22 protein-coding genes are annotated in these 13,503 nt (G+C 54.7%); 20 read left to right on the forward strand and 2 right to left on the reverse strand.

The window, feature by feature from the left end; genetic code table 11:
* Positions 1–122: 122 nt before the first annotated feature.
* Positions 123–464, reverse strand: a complete 342-nt coding sequence (locus AC2FIM_RS18235) for a RidA family protein (RefSeq protein ID WP_142639802.1) — start codon at positions 462–464, stop codon at positions 123–125.
* A 256-nt stretch (positions 465–720) separates the two neighbouring features.
* On the opposite strand from AC2FIM_RS18235, the gene AC2FIM_RS18240 reads away from it, so the two are divergent.
* The 7 genes from AC2FIM_RS18240 (at position 721) to AC2FIM_RS18270 (ending at position 5,654) form a co-directional block, all read left to right on the forward strand.
* Positions 721–1,473: an FkbM family methyltransferase gene (locus AC2FIM_RS18240; RefSeq protein WP_271951961.1), complete on the forward strand. Its 753-nt coding sequence runs from the start codon at positions 721–723 to the stop codon at positions 1,471–1,473.
* Positions 1,474–2,226: 753 nt separating this feature from the next.
* Positions 2,227–2,541: a 30S ribosomal protein S10 gene (gene rpsJ / locus AC2FIM_RS18245; RefSeq protein ID WP_008756422.1), complete on the forward strand. Its 315-nt coding sequence runs from the start codon at positions 2,227–2,229 to the stop codon at positions 2,539–2,541.
* An 18-nt stretch (positions 2,542–2,559) separates the two neighbouring features.
* Positions 2,560–3,285, forward strand: coding sequence for a 50S ribosomal protein L3 (rplC, locus tag AC2FIM_RS18250; RefSeq protein ID WP_271951966.1), 726 nt, complete (start codon positions 2,560–2,562; stop codon positions 3,283–3,285).
* A complete protein-coding gene (rplD, locus tag AC2FIM_RS18255; protein WP_050605826.1) occupies positions 3,282–3,899 on the forward strand; it encodes a 50S ribosomal protein L4 in 618 nt (205 codons plus the stop codon). The genes rplC and rplD overlap by 4 nt, the downstream gene beginning before the upstream one ends.
* Positions 3,896–4,192 (forward strand): 50S ribosomal protein L23, encoded by a 297-nt coding sequence (locus AC2FIM_RS18260; protein WP_142639794.1) that lies wholly within the window; start codon positions 3,896–3,898, stop codon positions 4,190–4,192. Before rplD ends, AC2FIM_RS18260 begins: the two co-directional genes overlap by 4 nt.
* A 170-nt stretch (positions 4,193–4,362) precedes the next feature.
* The gene (locus AC2FIM_RS18265) at positions 4,363–5,397 is read left to right on the forward strand and encodes a fatty acid desaturase (protein WP_142639792.1); all 1,035 of its coding nucleotides are present in this window, start codon (positions 4,363–4,365) and stop codon (positions 5,395–5,397) included.
* A gap of 80 nt (positions 5,398–5,477) precedes the next feature.
* The gene (locus AC2FIM_RS18270; protein WP_050605905.1) at positions 5,478–5,654 is read left to right on the forward strand and encodes a hypothetical protein; all 177 of its coding nucleotides are present in this window, start codon (positions 5,478–5,480) and stop codon (positions 5,652–5,654) included.
* Between the two features lie 151 nt (positions 5,655–5,805).
* Here the strand turns inward: AC2FIM_RS18270 and AC2FIM_RS18275 are convergent, their stop codons facing one another.
* Positions 5,806–6,585 carry an HNH endonuclease gene (locus tag AC2FIM_RS18275; protein ID WP_496678975.1) on the reverse strand — a complete coding sequence of 260 codons (780 nt, stop codon included), beginning with the start codon at positions 6,583–6,585 and terminating at the stop codon, positions 5,806–5,808.
* A gap of 319 nt (positions 6,586–6,904) precedes the next feature.
* On the opposite strand from AC2FIM_RS18275, the gene rplB reads away from it, so the two are divergent.
* The 13 genes from rplB to rplE all read left to right on the forward strand — a co-directional run bounded on the left by rplB (position 6,905) and on the right by rplE (position 13,503).
* Entirely contained in the window at positions 6,905–7,747 is an 843-nt protein-coding gene (gene rplB, locus AC2FIM_RS18280) for a 50S ribosomal protein L2 (protein WP_008757664.1), read from the forward strand.
* Positions 7,748–7,750: 3 nt separating this feature from the next.
* Positions 7,751–8,029: a 30S ribosomal protein S19 gene (gene rpsS, locus AC2FIM_RS18285; protein ID WP_005980699.1), complete on the forward strand. Its 279-nt coding sequence runs from the start codon at positions 7,751–7,753 to the stop codon at positions 8,027–8,029.
* Positions 8,030–8,032: 3 nt separating this feature from the next.
* Positions 8,033–8,413 carry a 50S ribosomal protein L22 gene (rplV, locus tag AC2FIM_RS18290; RefSeq protein WP_039538267.1) on the forward strand — a complete coding sequence of 127 codons (381 nt, stop codon included), beginning with the start codon at positions 8,033–8,035 and terminating at the stop codon, positions 8,411–8,413.
* A complete protein-coding gene (gene rpsC, locus AC2FIM_RS18295) occupies positions 8,413–9,123 on the forward strand; it encodes a 30S ribosomal protein S3 (RefSeq protein WP_037311761.1) in 711 nt (236 codons plus the stop codon). The genes rplV and rpsC overlap by 1 nt, the downstream gene beginning before the upstream one ends.
* A 12-nt stretch (positions 9,124–9,135) precedes the next feature.
* Positions 9,136–9,549 carry a 50S ribosomal protein L16 gene (gene rplP, locus AC2FIM_RS18300; protein WP_085823145.1) on the forward strand — a complete coding sequence of 138 codons (414 nt, stop codon included), beginning with the start codon at positions 9,136–9,138 and terminating at the stop codon, positions 9,547–9,549.
* Positions 9,550–9,691: 142 nt separating this feature from the next.
* The gene (locus tag AC2FIM_RS18305) at positions 9,692–10,312 is read left to right on the forward strand and encodes a 2OG-Fe(II) oxygenase family protein (RefSeq protein ID WP_142639790.1); all 621 of its coding nucleotides are present in this window, start codon (positions 9,692–9,694) and stop codon (positions 10,310–10,312) included.
* Positions 10,313–10,515: 203 nt separating this feature from the next.
* Positions 10,516–10,722: a cold-shock protein gene (locus tag AC2FIM_RS18310; RefSeq protein WP_010437077.1), complete on the forward strand. Its 207-nt coding sequence runs from the start codon at positions 10,516–10,518 to the stop codon at positions 10,720–10,722.
* A gap of 171 nt (positions 10,723–10,893) precedes the next feature.
* Positions 10,894–11,505, forward strand: coding sequence for a hypothetical protein (locus tag AC2FIM_RS18315; protein WP_496678980.1), 612 nt, complete (start codon positions 10,894–10,896; stop codon positions 11,503–11,505).
* 244 nt (positions 11,506–11,749) lie between these two features.
* On the forward strand, positions 11,750–11,956 hold the full coding sequence (gene rpmC, locus AC2FIM_RS18320) for a 50S ribosomal protein L29 (RefSeq protein WP_074736205.1): 207 nt from the start codon (positions 11,750–11,752) through the stop codon (positions 11,954–11,956).
* Positions 11,957–11,960: 4 nt separating this feature from the next.
* On the forward strand, positions 11,961–12,191 hold the full coding sequence (rpsQ, locus tag AC2FIM_RS18325) for a 30S ribosomal protein S17 (RefSeq protein ID WP_037311742.1): 231 nt from the start codon (positions 11,961–11,963) through the stop codon (positions 12,189–12,191).
* Between the two features lie 76 nt (positions 12,192–12,267).
* Positions 12,268–12,636: a 50S ribosomal protein L14 gene (gene rplN, locus AC2FIM_RS18330; protein WP_005621870.1), complete on the forward strand. Its 369-nt coding sequence runs from the start codon at positions 12,268–12,270 to the stop codon at positions 12,634–12,636.
* Between the two features lie 2 nt (positions 12,637–12,638).
* The gene (rplX, locus tag AC2FIM_RS18335) at positions 12,639–12,950 is read left to right on the forward strand and encodes a 50S ribosomal protein L24 (protein WP_142639787.1); all 312 of its coding nucleotides are present in this window, start codon (positions 12,639–12,641) and stop codon (positions 12,948–12,950) included.
* Positions 12,943–13,503, forward strand: coding sequence for a 50S ribosomal protein L5 (gene rplE / locus AC2FIM_RS18340; RefSeq protein ID WP_142639786.1), 561 nt, complete (start codon positions 12,943–12,945; stop codon positions 13,501–13,503). Before rplX ends, rplE begins: the two co-directional genes overlap by 8 nt.

The following is a 13,503-nucleotide window of genomic DNA, read 5'->3' on the forward strand; positions in this document are numbered from 1 at the left end:
CGTTCGCCGAATAGTCTCAGACCTAACCGTCGAAACAAAAAAGCCCGCCCCAAACCGGGGCGGGCTTTTTCTGTTTGAATTTGGTAAATCAAGACGGGGAATTCCTAAAGAAGCAGCATGCTTTAGTCGTATGCGGCGTCCACTATGAATTCCACCTTCAGTTCGGGCCGCGCTAGTTTTGCTTCGCCACACGCCCTCGCAGGTGCGTATCCTGCAGGAACCCAAGCATTCCAGACCTCGTTCAAACCAGCAAAGTCCTTCATATCGGCCAGCCAGATGGTCACACGCAGCATTTTTTCCCGTGATGAACCTGCGCGCTCTAGAAGGTCGTCAATTTTCCCAAGGCAAATACGCACCTGTTCCTGAATGGTATCACCTTCGGCGACTTGCCCGGTCAAATAGGCCACACCATTATGTTTAACGATTTTGGACGATCTCTCGCCGGTTTCGATGCGTTCTATCATTGGAGTGATCTCGCTGTTTCCTGTTTGATGCACGCGTTCATGGTCATAAGATGCCCCGCATGGCAAACGGAAACCGCTTGAGTAACTTTCAGAAAAGTTGAACTGGTCGGAGACGCCGCGGGTCGATTGCATTTCGCCGCGCCTAGGCTAGCTTGCCAGCGACACAGTATACCAGATTGCGCTTTTGCCGTTGAAGTGCTCTCTAGTTGGTTTCAGTGGATTGCATCGGGCGAAACCGCAAGAAGGATACTTCGACATGGACGAAACCGTAGAACGACTGTCCAAACGCCTGAAGCGGCGAGGATATCAGGTTTCGCCAATGAAGGAGACGGGTGCCTATATCGGTAATCTGGGTTTTGAGGTCGAGACAGTATTCGATGTCGGGGTGGCCTCGGGAACCGAGCATTTGTACGAGGCTTTCCCCGCAGCCAAGTTTGTGTTGGTCGAGCCCATTTCGGATTACGAAACCAAAGTACGGAAAAACTGGGGCGACAAGATCGATTTTGATTTCCATGCTTGCGGAGTTGGTGCCGAAAGCGGACAGACGACTCTTCGAATTCCAACAGTTGGCGATCGTTGGCTCGGCACACGGGCAACGATGCAGGAGTTTGACGAAGCGGCAATCCAGCACACCTCGCAAGTTGAAGAGCGACAAGTCCCGGTAAAAACACTGGATGAGATTGCGTCTTCCTACAAGGAACCTTTCGGATTGAAAATCGACACGGAAGGTTTTGAAATCGAGGTTATTAAAGGTGCATCGGAGATGCTAAAAAAATGCACCTTTGTATTGGCTGAAGTCTCTGTACGGCGTCGGTATCACGGCGGTTATAGGTTCAGCGATTTTGTCGCCGCGATGGCAGATCACGGGTTTGAGCTACACGAATTCGTCAGGCCACCGTCTGCAGAAGCGACCGATTGCGATGCCATTTTTGCCCCATTCGAAAGCTCAGTGTTCGACTATCAGGATACCAGACTGTCTCGTATGGCGGCACGGGTAGCCAAGACATAGTCTAAGGGCATCTTTCCGCATGCAACGCGAGTTGTGTTGTCCGCGAAGGCGTTGAGTCTATCGCGCTGGGAGACGCCCCGCTTTTCGCTATCCGTGAAAGTGGCCGCTCCTCAAAGGACGGCCTTTCCAGAGGTTCGGATCGAGATGAGGTTACTCTGCGCCCACAAATCTGAAAGAGGTCGTGCAAGCCTCAACCAATTTGAAGTTAGAAACATGTATCGCCTCAGTTGCACTGATGACATATCGAACGTTACGAACAGGGGCAGAGTGAAGACACACGATGGAAGCAATATTCATCCTCTTGTTTCTGGCCTTTTTTGCTCTGGGCGATCTGGCAAATGTTTGCGCTAGTGGCTGATATGGCAGAGCGGCGCGGACAAGATCGATTACTTTGGCCAGTGCCAGCACTGTTTATCAACCCGTTTGTGGCAATTATCTTGCTTTGGCTTTTTGTGTCTGTCCAAGAAAATCCCTAGGCATTCAGTACAGGAATTTGGTGGACCAAATTTAGATTGAGTCGATCTTGTTAAGACGCCCAAATTCAGAAAATGTACGCATAGGGTATGAGCCAGGTGAGCGCATTCGACTTGTTTGAACTTCCCCCCTTGCCAAACCCCTCACACCCCTGTAGATCGCGCGAGTTCTCTATAAGAACATCAAGGCGGGGTGATTCCCGCCTTTTGGGTTCGATGAGGGTTGGCGATGCGCGCTTGTCCTCCTCTCAACCTCAACGCCTGATAAAAGGCTGTTATTATGCAAAGCCAAAATATCCGTATTCGGCTGAAGGCATTTGACTATCGCGTTCTGGATGCCAGCACGCAAGAGATCGTCAACACTGCCAAGCGGACCGGCGCGAACGTGCGCGGCCCGATCCCGCTGCCGAACAAGATCGAGAAGTTCACGGTTCTCCGTGGCCCTCACGTTGACAAGAAATCCCGCGACCAGTTCGAGATCCGCACGCACAAGCGTCTGCTCGACATCGTTGATCCGACCCCCCAGACCGTTGACGCGCTGATGAAGCTCGACCTCGCTGCTGGTGTGGACGTCGAGATCAAGCTGCAGTCGTAAGATCGGAGGGTATAGATTATGCGCTCTGGTATTATCGCAAAAAAAGTCGGCATGACCCGCCTGTTCATGGAAGACGGCAAGCAGATCCCTGTGACCGTTCTTCACCTGGACAACCTGCAGGTTGTTGCACAGCGCACGGACGAGAAGGACGGCTATACTGCTGTTCAGCTGGGTGCCGGTGCTGCCAAGGCAAAACGCACCTCGAAAGCCATGCGCGGTCACTATGCCGCTGCCAAGGTTGAACCCAAGCGTAAGCTGGTCGAGTTCCGCGTCTCCGAAGATGGCCTGATCGAAGTAGGTGCCGAGATTTCGGCAGAGCATTTCCTGGAAGGTCAGAAAGTTGACGTTTCGGGTACTTCGATTGGTAAAGGCTTTGCCGGTGCAATGAAGCGCTGGAACTTCGGTGGTCTTCGCGCCTCGCACGGTGTTTCTATCAGCCACCGTTCGCACGGTTCAACTGGCCAGTGTCAGGATCCGGGCAAGGTTTTCAAAGGCAAAAAGATGGCCGGTCACATGGGAGCTGCCCGTGTAACCACCCAGAACCTGGAAGTCGTCAAAACCGACGCCGACCGTGGTCTGGTCTTCATCAAAGGCGCCGTTCCCGGACCGAAATCCGGTTGGGTTACCGTCAAGGACGCCGTCAAGAAGAAAGCACCGGAAGGCCTGCCTTTCCCGGCTGCTGTGAAATCGGCTGCAACCGAAGCACCTGCGGAAGAAGTTCCCGCGGAAGGTGGTGAAGCATGAAACTTGATGTAATCAAACTGGACGGCGGCAAAGCCGGCAACATCGAGCTGGATGCAGACCTGTTCGGCCTGGAGCCGCGCGCGGACATCCTGCACCGTGTGGTCCGTTGGCAGCGTAACAACGCGCAGGCTGGCACCCACAAGGTCAAGACTCGCTCGGAAGTGTCCTACTCGACCAAGAAGATCTATCGCCAAAAAGGCACCGGTGGCGCACGCCACGGCGCCCGTTCGGCACCGATCTTCCGGGGTGGTGGCGTTTACAAAGGTCCGGTCGTGCGTTCGCATGGTCATGACCTGCCGAAAAAGTTCCGTAAACTTGGTCTGCGCCACGCGCTGTCTGCCAAAATGGCAGCTGGTGAACTGGTCGTGATCGAGAACGCCGAAGCCGAAGGCAAGACCGCCGCTCTGGCCAAGCAGGTTGCAAACCTGGGTTGGAAACGCGCTCTGGTCATCGACGGGGCGACCGTGAACGAAGGGTTCCTGAAGGCGTCGCGTAACATCGAAGGTCTGGATATCCTGCCGTCGATGGGTGCAAACGTTTATGACATCCTCAAGCGTGACACTCTGGTGCTCACCAAAGCGGCTGTCGAAGCACTGGAGGCTCGACTGAAATGAGCGCGAAGGCAGAACACTACGACGTGATCCGCAAACCGATCATCACCGAAAAGTCGACCATGGCGTCCGAAAACGGCGCGGTTGTCTTTGAGGTTGCGATTGACAGCAACAAGCCACAGATCAAAGAGGCCGTTGAGGCACTGTTTGGTGTGAAGGTCAAAGCGGTGAACACCTCTGTGACCAAAGGTAAGGTCAAGCGGTTCCGCGGCCAGTTGGGCAAGCGGAAAGACGTCAAAAAAGCATATGTGACCCTTGAAGAGGGTAACACCATCGACATTTCCACCGGTCTTTGATCGGGCCTGTCTTTGGACAAACCATTAAGACCCCCGCGAAAGCGGGGGTTTTTCTTTAGGTAGTGACACCAAAAGTTGAGCGCCATTCCCAGCGTCTCGAACAGAAAATGATTGCTATGCCGGTGGGGTCGTCTATCCGGTATGCAACAAACAAACGATATGGCAGGCGCATGACCCAATCCACTCTCTCGACCCGGGACAACCCGGATGTGACTGTCGCGCGGGACTGGGTGTCGACGCTGGCCAAATATCGGGAGCCAAGCCAACCGCGTAGCTGGTTCGAGCTGGGGGTTACCTGTGTTCCCTTCATAGCGCTTTGGGCCTTGGCCTGGATGTCTTTGTCGGTGAGCTATTGGCTGGCGCTTGCGATCTCGGTTCTGAACGCGGCCTTTCTGCTGCGCCTGTTTGCCATTCAGCATGATTGCGGTCACGGGGCATTTTTTACGAACCGGACGGTCAGTGACTGGGTCGGTCGGGGGCTCGGGGTGCTGACGTTGACGCCTTACGATGTTTGGCGGCGCACACATTCTTCCCATCACAACTCATCTGGCAATCTGGATAAGCGCGGGATGGGGGACATCCATACGCTGACGGTGGCCGAATACCGGGCGCTGACGCCCTTGAACCGGTTATTTTACCGGCTCTATCGCCACCCGATCACCCTGTTTGGCTTTGGGCCCGGCTATCTGTTCCTGTTTCAAAACCGCCTCCCGCTTGGCTTGACCGGTATTCCGAAATTCTGGGTCAGCGCGATGGCGACGAACCTGGCCATTCTGGCCGCACTGGGGGCCATCTACTATTTTGGTGGCCTGATGCCGGTGCTGCTGATTTTCCTGCCCTCGACGCTTATCGCCGCGACCGCTGGCGTCTGGTTGTTCTATGTCCAACACCAATTCGAAGAGACGCAATGGGACCCTGATCAGGACTGGCAACTGCACGAGGCCGCCCTGCACGGAAGTTCGCATTACATCCTGCCATCCGTATTGCAGTGGTTCACGGCCAATATCGGCATCCACCACGTACACCATCTGTACAGTCGCATCCCGTTCTATCGCCTGACCGAAGTGCTGCGGGATCATGAGGAATTGGCCAACAGCAACCGGATGACCATCCGCGAGAGCCTCGCCAACGCGCGGCTGCACCTGTGGGATGAAAAGAACCGCCGCCTGCTGTCCTTTGCCGAAGCGCGCGCGCTGTATGGGTGACGGGATCGGTCAGATGGTGTGAACGATAGCCGGAAATCCGGTCGTTGCCCCCGGCGTGTGATGCGGATACGGTCGCTCTTATGAAACATGTCCCCAAAGAAACAACAGATGAGGCCCTTATTCAGGAGTTCCTGGATAAAGGAGGCAAAGTCAGCGTTGGAAAAACCAAACCCGCACCGGCAGAGCTGGGTCTGAGCAAGAATGTTTGGAACGCCAAACTGACCAAAGAAGAGAAGGCCGCGCGCGACAAGAAGTGATCGCGCGAGGCTTTGGGAAGCGGAAAGGCGACAATGCAGCGTATGTGACCCTGGAAGAGGGGGCTATCGACGCGTCCAACGGCCTCTGATCCAACTCACCTTTGGAAATAGACAATGGCCCCTGCGAAAGCGGGGGATACTTTATTGAGCATTAAATTGTGGTACTTGATCTAAATTTCTCGAAGTGTTCTCCGAAATGTGCTTCGCGGTGACAGTTTGGGCATAGAGCCATCGTGTTGCTCAGTGTATCTTCCCCGCCTTCGGCTAAAGGTGTTCGATGATGCACTTCTAAATATGGGGTGCCATTTTTCCGATTGAATGGAGCGTGTTCCTTGCATTGGTCACAGACTCCATCAGCTTGGAACAATCGTTCGGCGACGACATCTGCATTGCGTCTAAATGCAACAGTACGGATTGATACTTTTTTTGCATTGGTGTTGGCGCTTTGGAGCCGCTTTTGGCGGTCTTCGGCAGTATCTTGTTGCGCCTGTAGTACAAGCTCTTGGAATTCAGCCTGCAATTTATCAGCAGAAAGAAGTGGTGTATCGCTTTTGTATGCAATCAGCTTGTCTTCGTAGTGATCGCAGAGCTTGTTTAGGCCTGGTCTGGCTCCACCGCTTGGCAGTGCTTCATAGTAGAGTATATGTGCCCTTGTCGAAGCTAAAGCGCTGCGAAGGTCATCCGAGCCAAGTTCCTCTAGGATTCGATCAAAGTAGAATTTAGTCACTAACAGACTAAGGGTGCGATGATACACTTCACCCTTCAAGAGTTGTGCGAAATTGCGCAGCATATCGCTAGCAGAGGCGTTATTGATGCCGTAATCTGTGACGAGGATATTGCGTGCCTCGGACTCCGAAATTCCGTCTTGCTTTATTCTCAACGCTTGACTGTAGGCCGCTTCCGCTTCTCTTAACCCAATTTTGTTAACCAAAATGAGATCCCCTCTTGTTGGCTGTAGTTGACAGATTTAGGTTAGTATAGGTTGTATGAATGCGCCTCGATGCAAGTGAAATTGTCCGGCGCGAAGAAGTGGTTTGGTCCATAGAATTTCCGTCGGCCCTAATTTCCGTTAACCTATAGACACCCACCCCCAACACTGCTAAACGCACCCAATCTTGCGGCCTCGGATTCGTTCCGGGGCCTATGATATTTGAAACCGGGGACCTTCGGGGCCCTATACCTTTGGCACCTACGGGGGCCTATCACATAGCGGGGAAATCCCTGCACTTGCTAAACGGAAGACAGAAAGCATGGCACTCAAGTCGTACAAGCCGACGACGCCGGGCCAGCGCGGGCTGGTGCTGATCGACCGTTCGGAGCTTTGGAAAGGACGTCCGGTCAAGTCTCTCACTGAGGGTTTGACCAAATCGGGCGGCCGGAACAACACCGGACGGATTACTTCACGCCGCCGCGGCGGTGGCGCAAAGCGTCTCTACCGGATCGTTGACTTCAAACGGAATAAATTTGATGTCGCGGCAACCGTTGAACGGATCGAATATGACCCGAACCGGACCGCATTCATCGCACTGGTAAAATACGAAGACGGCGAGCAGGCATATATCCTGGCTCCGCAGCGTCTGGCTGTTGGTGACAAGGTTGTGGCTTCGGCCAAGGCCGACATCAAGCCGGGCAACGCAATGCCGTTCTCGGGTATGCCTATTGGTACCATCGTCCACAACATCGAGATGAAGCCTGGTAAAGGCGGTCAGATCGCACGTGCGGCCGGTACTTACGCGCAATTCGTAGGCCGCGATGGCGGTTATGCTCAGATCCGTCTGAGCTCGGGCGAGCTGCGCATGGTCCGTCAGGAATGCATGGCCACCGTTGGTGCCGTGTCCAACCCCGACAACAGCAACCAGAACCTCGGTAAAGCCGGTCGTATGCGCCACAAAGGCGTGCGTCCGTCGGTTCGTGGTGTCGCAATGAACCCGATCGATCACCCGCACGGTGGTGGTGAAGGCCGTACCTCGGGTGGCCGTACACCGGTTACGCCTTGGGGTAAGGACACCAAGGGTAAGCGTACTCGCAACAAAAACAAAGCGTCCCAGAAGCTGATCATCCGCTCGCGGCACGCCAAGAAGAAGGGACGTTAATCCATGTCTCGCTCTGTTTGGAAGGGTCCTTTCGTCGATGCTTACGTGCTGAAAAAAGCCGAAGCAGCGCGCGAGTCGGGCCGCAACGAAGTTATCAAAATCTGGTCGCGTCGTTCCACCATTCTGCCCCAGTTCGTGGGTCTGACCTTTGGTGTGTACAACGGCCAGAAGCATATCCCCGTCAACGTCTCGGAAGACATGATCGGTCAGAAGTTCGGTGAGTATTCGCCAACTCGTACCTATTACGGTCACGCCGCTGACAAAAAAGCGAAACGGAAGTAAGTCATGGGCAAGGAAAAGAACCCCCGCCGCGTGGCTGAAAACGAAGCAATGGCAAAAACGCGCATGCTCCGTACCAGCCCGCAGAAACTGAACCTGGTTGCGCAGATGATCCGCGGCAAGAAAGTTGAGAAGGCTCTGACCGACCTGACTTTCTCGAACAAGCGTGTCGCGCAGGACGTCAAAAAGTGCCTGCAGTCCGCAATCGCCAACGCTGAGAACAACCACAACCTGGACGTCGACGAGCTGATCGTTGCCGAAGCATGGGTTGGTAAGAACCTGGTCATGAAACGCGGTCGCCCCCGGGCCCGTGGCCGTTTCGGCAAGATCATGAAGCCGTTCTCGGAGATCACCATCAAGGTGCGTCAAGTTGAGGAGCAAGCCTAATGGGTCATAAAGTAAATCCGATCGGCATGCGCCTTCAGGTGAACCGCACCTGGGACAGCCGCTGGTACGCCGACACCAAGGACTACGGTGATCTTCTGCTGGAAGATCTGAAGATCCGTGAGTTCATCAACAAAGAGTGCAAGCAAGCCGGCATCGCCCGTGTGATCATCGAACGTCCGCACAAGAAGTGCCGCGTTACGATCCACACTGCACGTCCGGGTGTCATCATCGGCAAGAAAGGCGCGGACATTGAAGTTCTGCGCAAGAAAATTGCCCTGATGACAGACAGCGAATTGCACCTGAACATCGTCGAAGTGCGCAAGCCCGAGCTTGACGCACAGCTGGTTGCCGAGTCTATCGCTCAGCAGCTGGAGCGCCGGGTTTCGTTCCGTCGCGCGATGAAGCGGTCTGTTCAGAACGCCATGCGTATGGGCTCTCTGGGTATCCGGGTGAACGTCGCTGGCCGTCTGGGTGGCGCCGAAATCGCACGGACCGAGTGGTACCGCGAAGGCCGTGTGCCTCTGCACACGCTGCGCGCCGACATCGATTACGCACAAGCCGAAGCGATGACTCCTTATGGGATCATCGGGATCAAGGTCTGGATCTTCAAAGGTGAGATCATGGAGCACGATCCGCAGGCACGTGACCGTAAAGCACAGGAACTCCAGGACGGCCCTGCACCTCGTGGTGCTGGTGGCGGTCGTCGCTAAGGAGGGAAAGATATGCTTCAACCAAAGCGTACTAAATTCCGCAAGATGCACAAAGGCCGGATCAAGGGTGAAGCCAAGGGTGGCTCTGATCTGAACTTTGGCACCTATGGACTGAAAGCTCTTGAGCCTGAGCGTGTAACTGCACGCCAGATCGAAGCTGCACGTCGTGCCATGACGCGTCATATGAAGCGTCAGGGTCGCGTCTGGATCCGCATCTTCCCCGACACTCCGGTTACGGCTAAGCCGATCGAAGTTCGTATGGGTAAAGGTAAAGGTTCGGTCGACCGCTGGGCATGCAAAGTCAAGCCTGGCCGCGTGATGTTCGAAATCGACGGCGTCAATGACGACATCGCCCGCGAGGCCCTGCGCCTGGCTGCGATGAAGCTGCCGATCAAGACTCGCGTCGTGGTTCGCGAAGACTGGTAAGCGACCCGGGGGCGACCCCGCTCGCGACAAGATTGACCCCCGTCGGGAAACCGGCGGGGTTTTTTGGTTTGATGGCGTTGCTCCGCCACAGCCTCGCAAAACACCCATCGCCTTCATCGAGAGGCTGGTTTAAGACAGACCCATGGCACAGATTGAATCACTTTTTGTCACCCGTCTCTATCGTGCAGCTTTGTCCGAGTTTGATCCCAAGATCGACCCGGAGGAGCTGGAAAGCTCCTGTCTTGTCATCGCCGAGGATGATGAGGCCGGGCAGGACTGGTGTGAAGAGAACGGGTATCCCGGCTACACCAGCTATGCCTCGCTGACCGATCTGCCCTGGCGGTTTCCGATCTTTGCCGATCTGGTTAAGGTGCTGGACCAGCACGTTGCAGCTTTTGCTAAGGATCTGGAGTTTGATCTGGGTGAGGGTGAACTAAAGCTTGAAGACCTTTGGATCAACATTTTGCCCGAGGGCGGAATGCACTCCAGCCACCTGCACCCACACAGCGTGATCTCGGGCACGACTTATGTTTCGATGCCCGAAGGCGCTAGCGCGCTGAAGCTTGAAGACCCGCGCTCGGGCCGCATGATGGCAGCGCCCACGCGTATGAAAGGGGGGCGTCGGGACCTGCAGCCATTCATCTATGTGAAGCCTCAGGTTGGCGATGTCTTGCTATGGGAGAGCTGGTTGCGCCACGAGGTGCCGATGAACATGGCCGAGGATGAGCGGATTTCCGTCAGCTTTAACTATAAATGGGACTAGCACGGTCGTTTAAGGGACTCTGATTCAAAGGAATGTGTGAAAAGTTCTTGCATTGTGTCGTCAGATAAACGATGTGGGGGGCGCTTACGTTTTTCTTTTTCGACCACTGTCTCCCGAATATCGGCGTTCAGTCTTTCGATCCAGACCGACAACGCCGCGCTGTCGCAATTCCGCGGACAGCAATTTACTAGGAGACTACGGATATGGCCAACGGCACCGTAAAATGGTTCAACACAACTAAAGGTTTTGGCTTCATCGCACCGGAGACCGGTGGCAAAGACGTGTTTGTACACATCTCTGCTGTCGAGCGCTCGGGTCTGACCGGCCTGGCCGACGACCAGAAAGTAACGTTCGACATCGAACCCGGCCGTGACGGTCGTGAGTCGGCTGTGAACATCGCTCTGGCGTAAGTCACTCAGACTTAGACAGTTGAAGACGCGGTCTCGTGCAAACGAGGCCGCGTTTTGCGTTTGTGAGTGGGATGTCTACATGCTGTAATGGCTGGTGCATTCAACGCACCTGTCAACGAGGCCTAGGGTGGCGGGATTAATGCCAGCTTTTCTATTTTGTGGGAGTAAACCATGGGCGCGCCAAAACCAGCAAAGGTTGTACTAGCGGTTTCACTTTTTTTGGCGTTGGCCGTCGCACCTGCACTTGCGACGTGCCCAACCCGTGTAGATGTCGGTAAAGGCGTCTGGTTGGACTATGGCGGAACATGGCTTTTACGAGTTCAAACCGTTGTTGAGACGGGGTTTGTCGTTGAGTTGAGAACCGAAGACTCTAGGCGCATAGGTTTCGCTAGCCACTACGCGCATCCTTTGCTGTTCGGCGAGACCTTTATGAAGTTCAACGCCTCAAAGCGTTCATACGAGCAATCAGTTAGTTCCTTAGATGACCTAGAGCAGCAAAAAGAGTGGCAGTCAGGCTTCACGATACAAGATGGCGATAAAGAAGCCTTACTCGGCACTGTAACGGTTGAGTTCCAGAAAAATCGAATTGAACGGGTTGGAACGTGTAAATACAAAGTTTGGGAAGTTCTGGTGCGTGAGCATGTATCAGGGGATGACGAACGAACGGTAAAGGTGCTGTATTCTCCAGAGCTAAAGATAGTTTTGAAGCAGGCGCATATGCTGCCGAACTCTGGATTGGTTTGGGGAAGAGGTTTCGATGGAATTCGCTCCAAGAGCGAATAGGCTTCCAAATTCGGTTCAAACATCTCGTGCCCGTCGCTGGTTGCTCAAGTGAGCAGAGCGCTAAAAACGGTCTCTCGATCAATCCTCCATACTTTCCCTTGCCACCCACCCCAGAACCCCCTATAGAGCGGCATCTTGCGTTCCCCCGGCCGAGTCGGGGGATTCGTATGTCTATCATTCATCCACCAGGTCAAAGGTGACCCTGCATAGGGGCCTTCTGGTGTTTTGAGCAAAGGAAAAGGCGATGAACGCCCAAGAACTGCGTGACAAGACCCCTGACCAGCTCCGCGAGGAACTGGCCAACCTGAAGAAAGAAAGCTTTAACCTGCGCTTTCAACAGGCAACCGGTCAGATGGAAAGCACCGCTGGCATCAAAGCGGCCCGCCGCAACGCCGCCCGCGTTAAAACCATCCTGAACGAAAAGGCCGCTGCTGCGGCATCGGAGGAGTAATCCTATGCCTAAGCGTATCCTTTCCGGCACCGTAACGAGCGATGCCAACGCACAGACTGTAACCGTATCCGTCGAGCGCCGCTTTACGCATCCGGTTCTGAAGAAAACCATCCGTAAGTCCAAGAAATACCGGGCTCACGATGAAAAGAACGCCTTCAAGGTCGGCGATACAGTTCGCATCATCGAATGCGCGCCGAAATCGAAGACGAAACGTTGGGAAGTTCTGGAAGCGTAAGCCTCCGGGATTTTCCCATTTGTCGAAACCCTGGGGGATCTAACAAGACCAGCCCCCACAGGTCGGGAGAAACCACATGATCCAGATGCAGACCAATCTGGATGTCGCTGACAACTCCGGCGCACGCCGAGTTCAGTGCATCAAGGTCCTGGGTGGTTCCAAGCGTAAATACGCCTCTGTAGGCGACATCATTGTCGTCTCGGTGAAGGAAGCCATCCCACGCGGCCGCGTAAAGAAAGGTGACGTCCGTAAGGCCGTCGTCGTACGCACCGCCAAAGAAGTCCGTCGCGAAGACGGCACCGCGATCCGTTTCGATCGCAACGCCGCCGTCATTCTGAACAACAACAACGAGCCCGTAGGTACCCGTATCTTTGGCCCTGTTGTTCGTGAACTGCGCGCGAAGAACTTCATGAAAATCATCTCGCTTGCTCCGGAGGTGCTGTAATCATGGCTGCTAAACTCCGCAAAGGCGACAAGGTCGTCGTGCTGGCTGGCAAGGACAAGGGCAAAGAGGGAACTATCACCTCGGTCGACCCGAAAGCCGGTAAAGCCGTTGTTGATGGCGTGAACATCGCCATTCGCCACACCCGCCAGTCACAGACCTCGCAAGGTGGTCGCCTGCCTCAGGCAAACCCGATTGAGCTGTCGAACCTGGCTCTGCTGGACAAAAACGGTAAAGCAACCCGCGTTGGCTTCCGCATGGAAGGTGACAAGAAAGTTCGTTTTGCCAAGACCACGGGGGACGTGATCGATGCTTGATACCGCAACCTACACCCCGCGTCTGAAAGCTCAGTACGCTGAAACCATCCGTGCCGCTCTGAAAGAAGAGTTCGGTTACAAGAGCGATATGCAGCTGCCCAAGCTGGAAAAGATCGTTCTGAACATCGGTTGTGGTGCAGAGGCCGTCAGAGACTCGAAGAAGGCGAAAGCCGCTGTTGAAGATCTGACCGCGATTGCAGGCCAAAAGGCTGTTGCAACACTGGCGAAGAAGTCGATCGCGGGTTTCCGCGTCCGTGAAGACATGCCGCTGGGTGCGAAAGTTACCCTGCGCGGTGACCGGATGTATGAATTCCTGGATCGTCTGATCACCATCGCGCTGCCGCGCGTTCGTGACTTCCGCGGTGTTAAGCCTTCTTTCGATGGTCGTGGCAACTTTGCCATGGGCATGAAAGAGCACATCGTGTTCCCGGAAATCGACTTCGACAAGGTCGACGAGGTCTGGGGCCTGGATATCGTAATTGCCACCACAGCGAAAACCGACGCTGAAGCGAAAAGCCTGTTGAAAGCGTTCAACATGCCGTTCAACGCTTAA

The organism is Ruegeria sp. CDSC052 (assembly GCF_059610685.1).

Bases quoted from the DNA above. Each gene is read 5' to 3' on its own strand.
- AC2FIM_RS18235 (WP_142639802.1), bottom strand. From the start codon at position 464: ATGATAGAACGCATCGAAACCGGCGAGAGATCGTCCAAAATCGTTAAA.
- AC2FIM_RS18240 (WP_271951961.1), top strand. From the start codon at position 721: ATGGACGAAACCGTAGAACGACTGTCCAAACGCCTGAAGCGGCGAGGA.
- rpsJ (WP_008756422.1), top strand. From the start codon at position 2,227: ATGCAAAGCCAAAATATCCGTATTCGGCTGAAGGCATTTGACTATCGC.
- rplC (WP_271951966.1), top strand. From the start codon at position 2,560: ATGCGCTCTGGTATTATCGCAAAAAAAGTCGGCATGACCCGCCTGTTC.
- rplD (WP_050605826.1), top strand. From the start codon at position 3,282: ATGAAACTTGATGTAATCAAACTGGACGGCGGCAAAGCCGGCAACATC.
- AC2FIM_RS18260 (WP_142639794.1), top strand. From the start codon at position 3,896: ATGAGCGCGAAGGCAGAACACTACGACGTGATCCGCAAACCGATCATC.
- AC2FIM_RS18265 (WP_142639792.1), top strand. From the start codon at position 4,363: ATGACCCAATCCACTCTCTCGACCCGGGACAACCCGGATGTGACTGTC.
- AC2FIM_RS18270 (WP_050605905.1), top strand. From the start codon at position 5,478: ATGAAACATGTCCCCAAAGAAACAACAGATGAGGCCCTTATTCAGGAG.
- rplB (WP_008757664.1), top strand. From the start codon at position 6,905: ATGGCACTCAAGTCGTACAAGCCGACGACGCCGGGCCAGCGCGGGCTG.
- rpsS (WP_005980699.1), top strand. From the start codon at position 7,751: ATGTCTCGCTCTGTTTGGAAGGGTCCTTTCGTCGATGCTTACGTGCTG.
- rplV (WP_039538267.1), top strand. From the start codon at position 8,033: ATGGGCAAGGAAAAGAACCCCCGCCGCGTGGCTGAAAACGAAGCAATG.
- rpsC (WP_037311761.1), top strand. From the start codon at position 8,413: ATGGGTCATAAAGTAAATCCGATCGGCATGCGCCTTCAGGTGAACCGC.
- rplP (WP_085823145.1), top strand. From the start codon at position 9,136: ATGCTTCAACCAAAGCGTACTAAATTCCGCAAGATGCACAAAGGCCGG.
- AC2FIM_RS18305 (WP_142639790.1), top strand. From the start codon at position 9,692: ATGGCACAGATTGAATCACTTTTTGTCACCCGTCTCTATCGTGCAGCT.
- AC2FIM_RS18310 (WP_010437077.1), top strand. From the start codon at position 10,516: ATGGCCAACGGCACCGTAAAATGGTTCAACACAACTAAAGGTTTTGGC.
- AC2FIM_RS18315 (WP_496678980.1), top strand. From the start codon at position 10,894: ATGGGCGCGCCAAAACCAGCAAAGGTTGTACTAGCGGTTTCACTTTTT.
- rpmC (WP_074736205.1), top strand. From the start codon at position 11,750: ATGAACGCCCAAGAACTGCGTGACAAGACCCCTGACCAGCTCCGCGAG.
- rpsQ (WP_037311742.1), top strand. From the start codon at position 11,961: ATGCCTAAGCGTATCCTTTCCGGCACCGTAACGAGCGATGCCAACGCA.
- rplN (WP_005621870.1), top strand. From the start codon at position 12,268: ATGATCCAGATGCAGACCAATCTGGATGTCGCTGACAACTCCGGCGCA.
- rplX (WP_142639787.1), top strand. From the start codon at position 12,639: ATGGCTGCTAAACTCCGCAAAGGCGACAAGGTCGTCGTGCTGGCTGGC.
- rplE (WP_142639786.1), top strand. From the start codon at position 12,943: ATGCTTGATACCGCAACCTACACCCCGCGTCTGAAAGCTCAGTACGCT.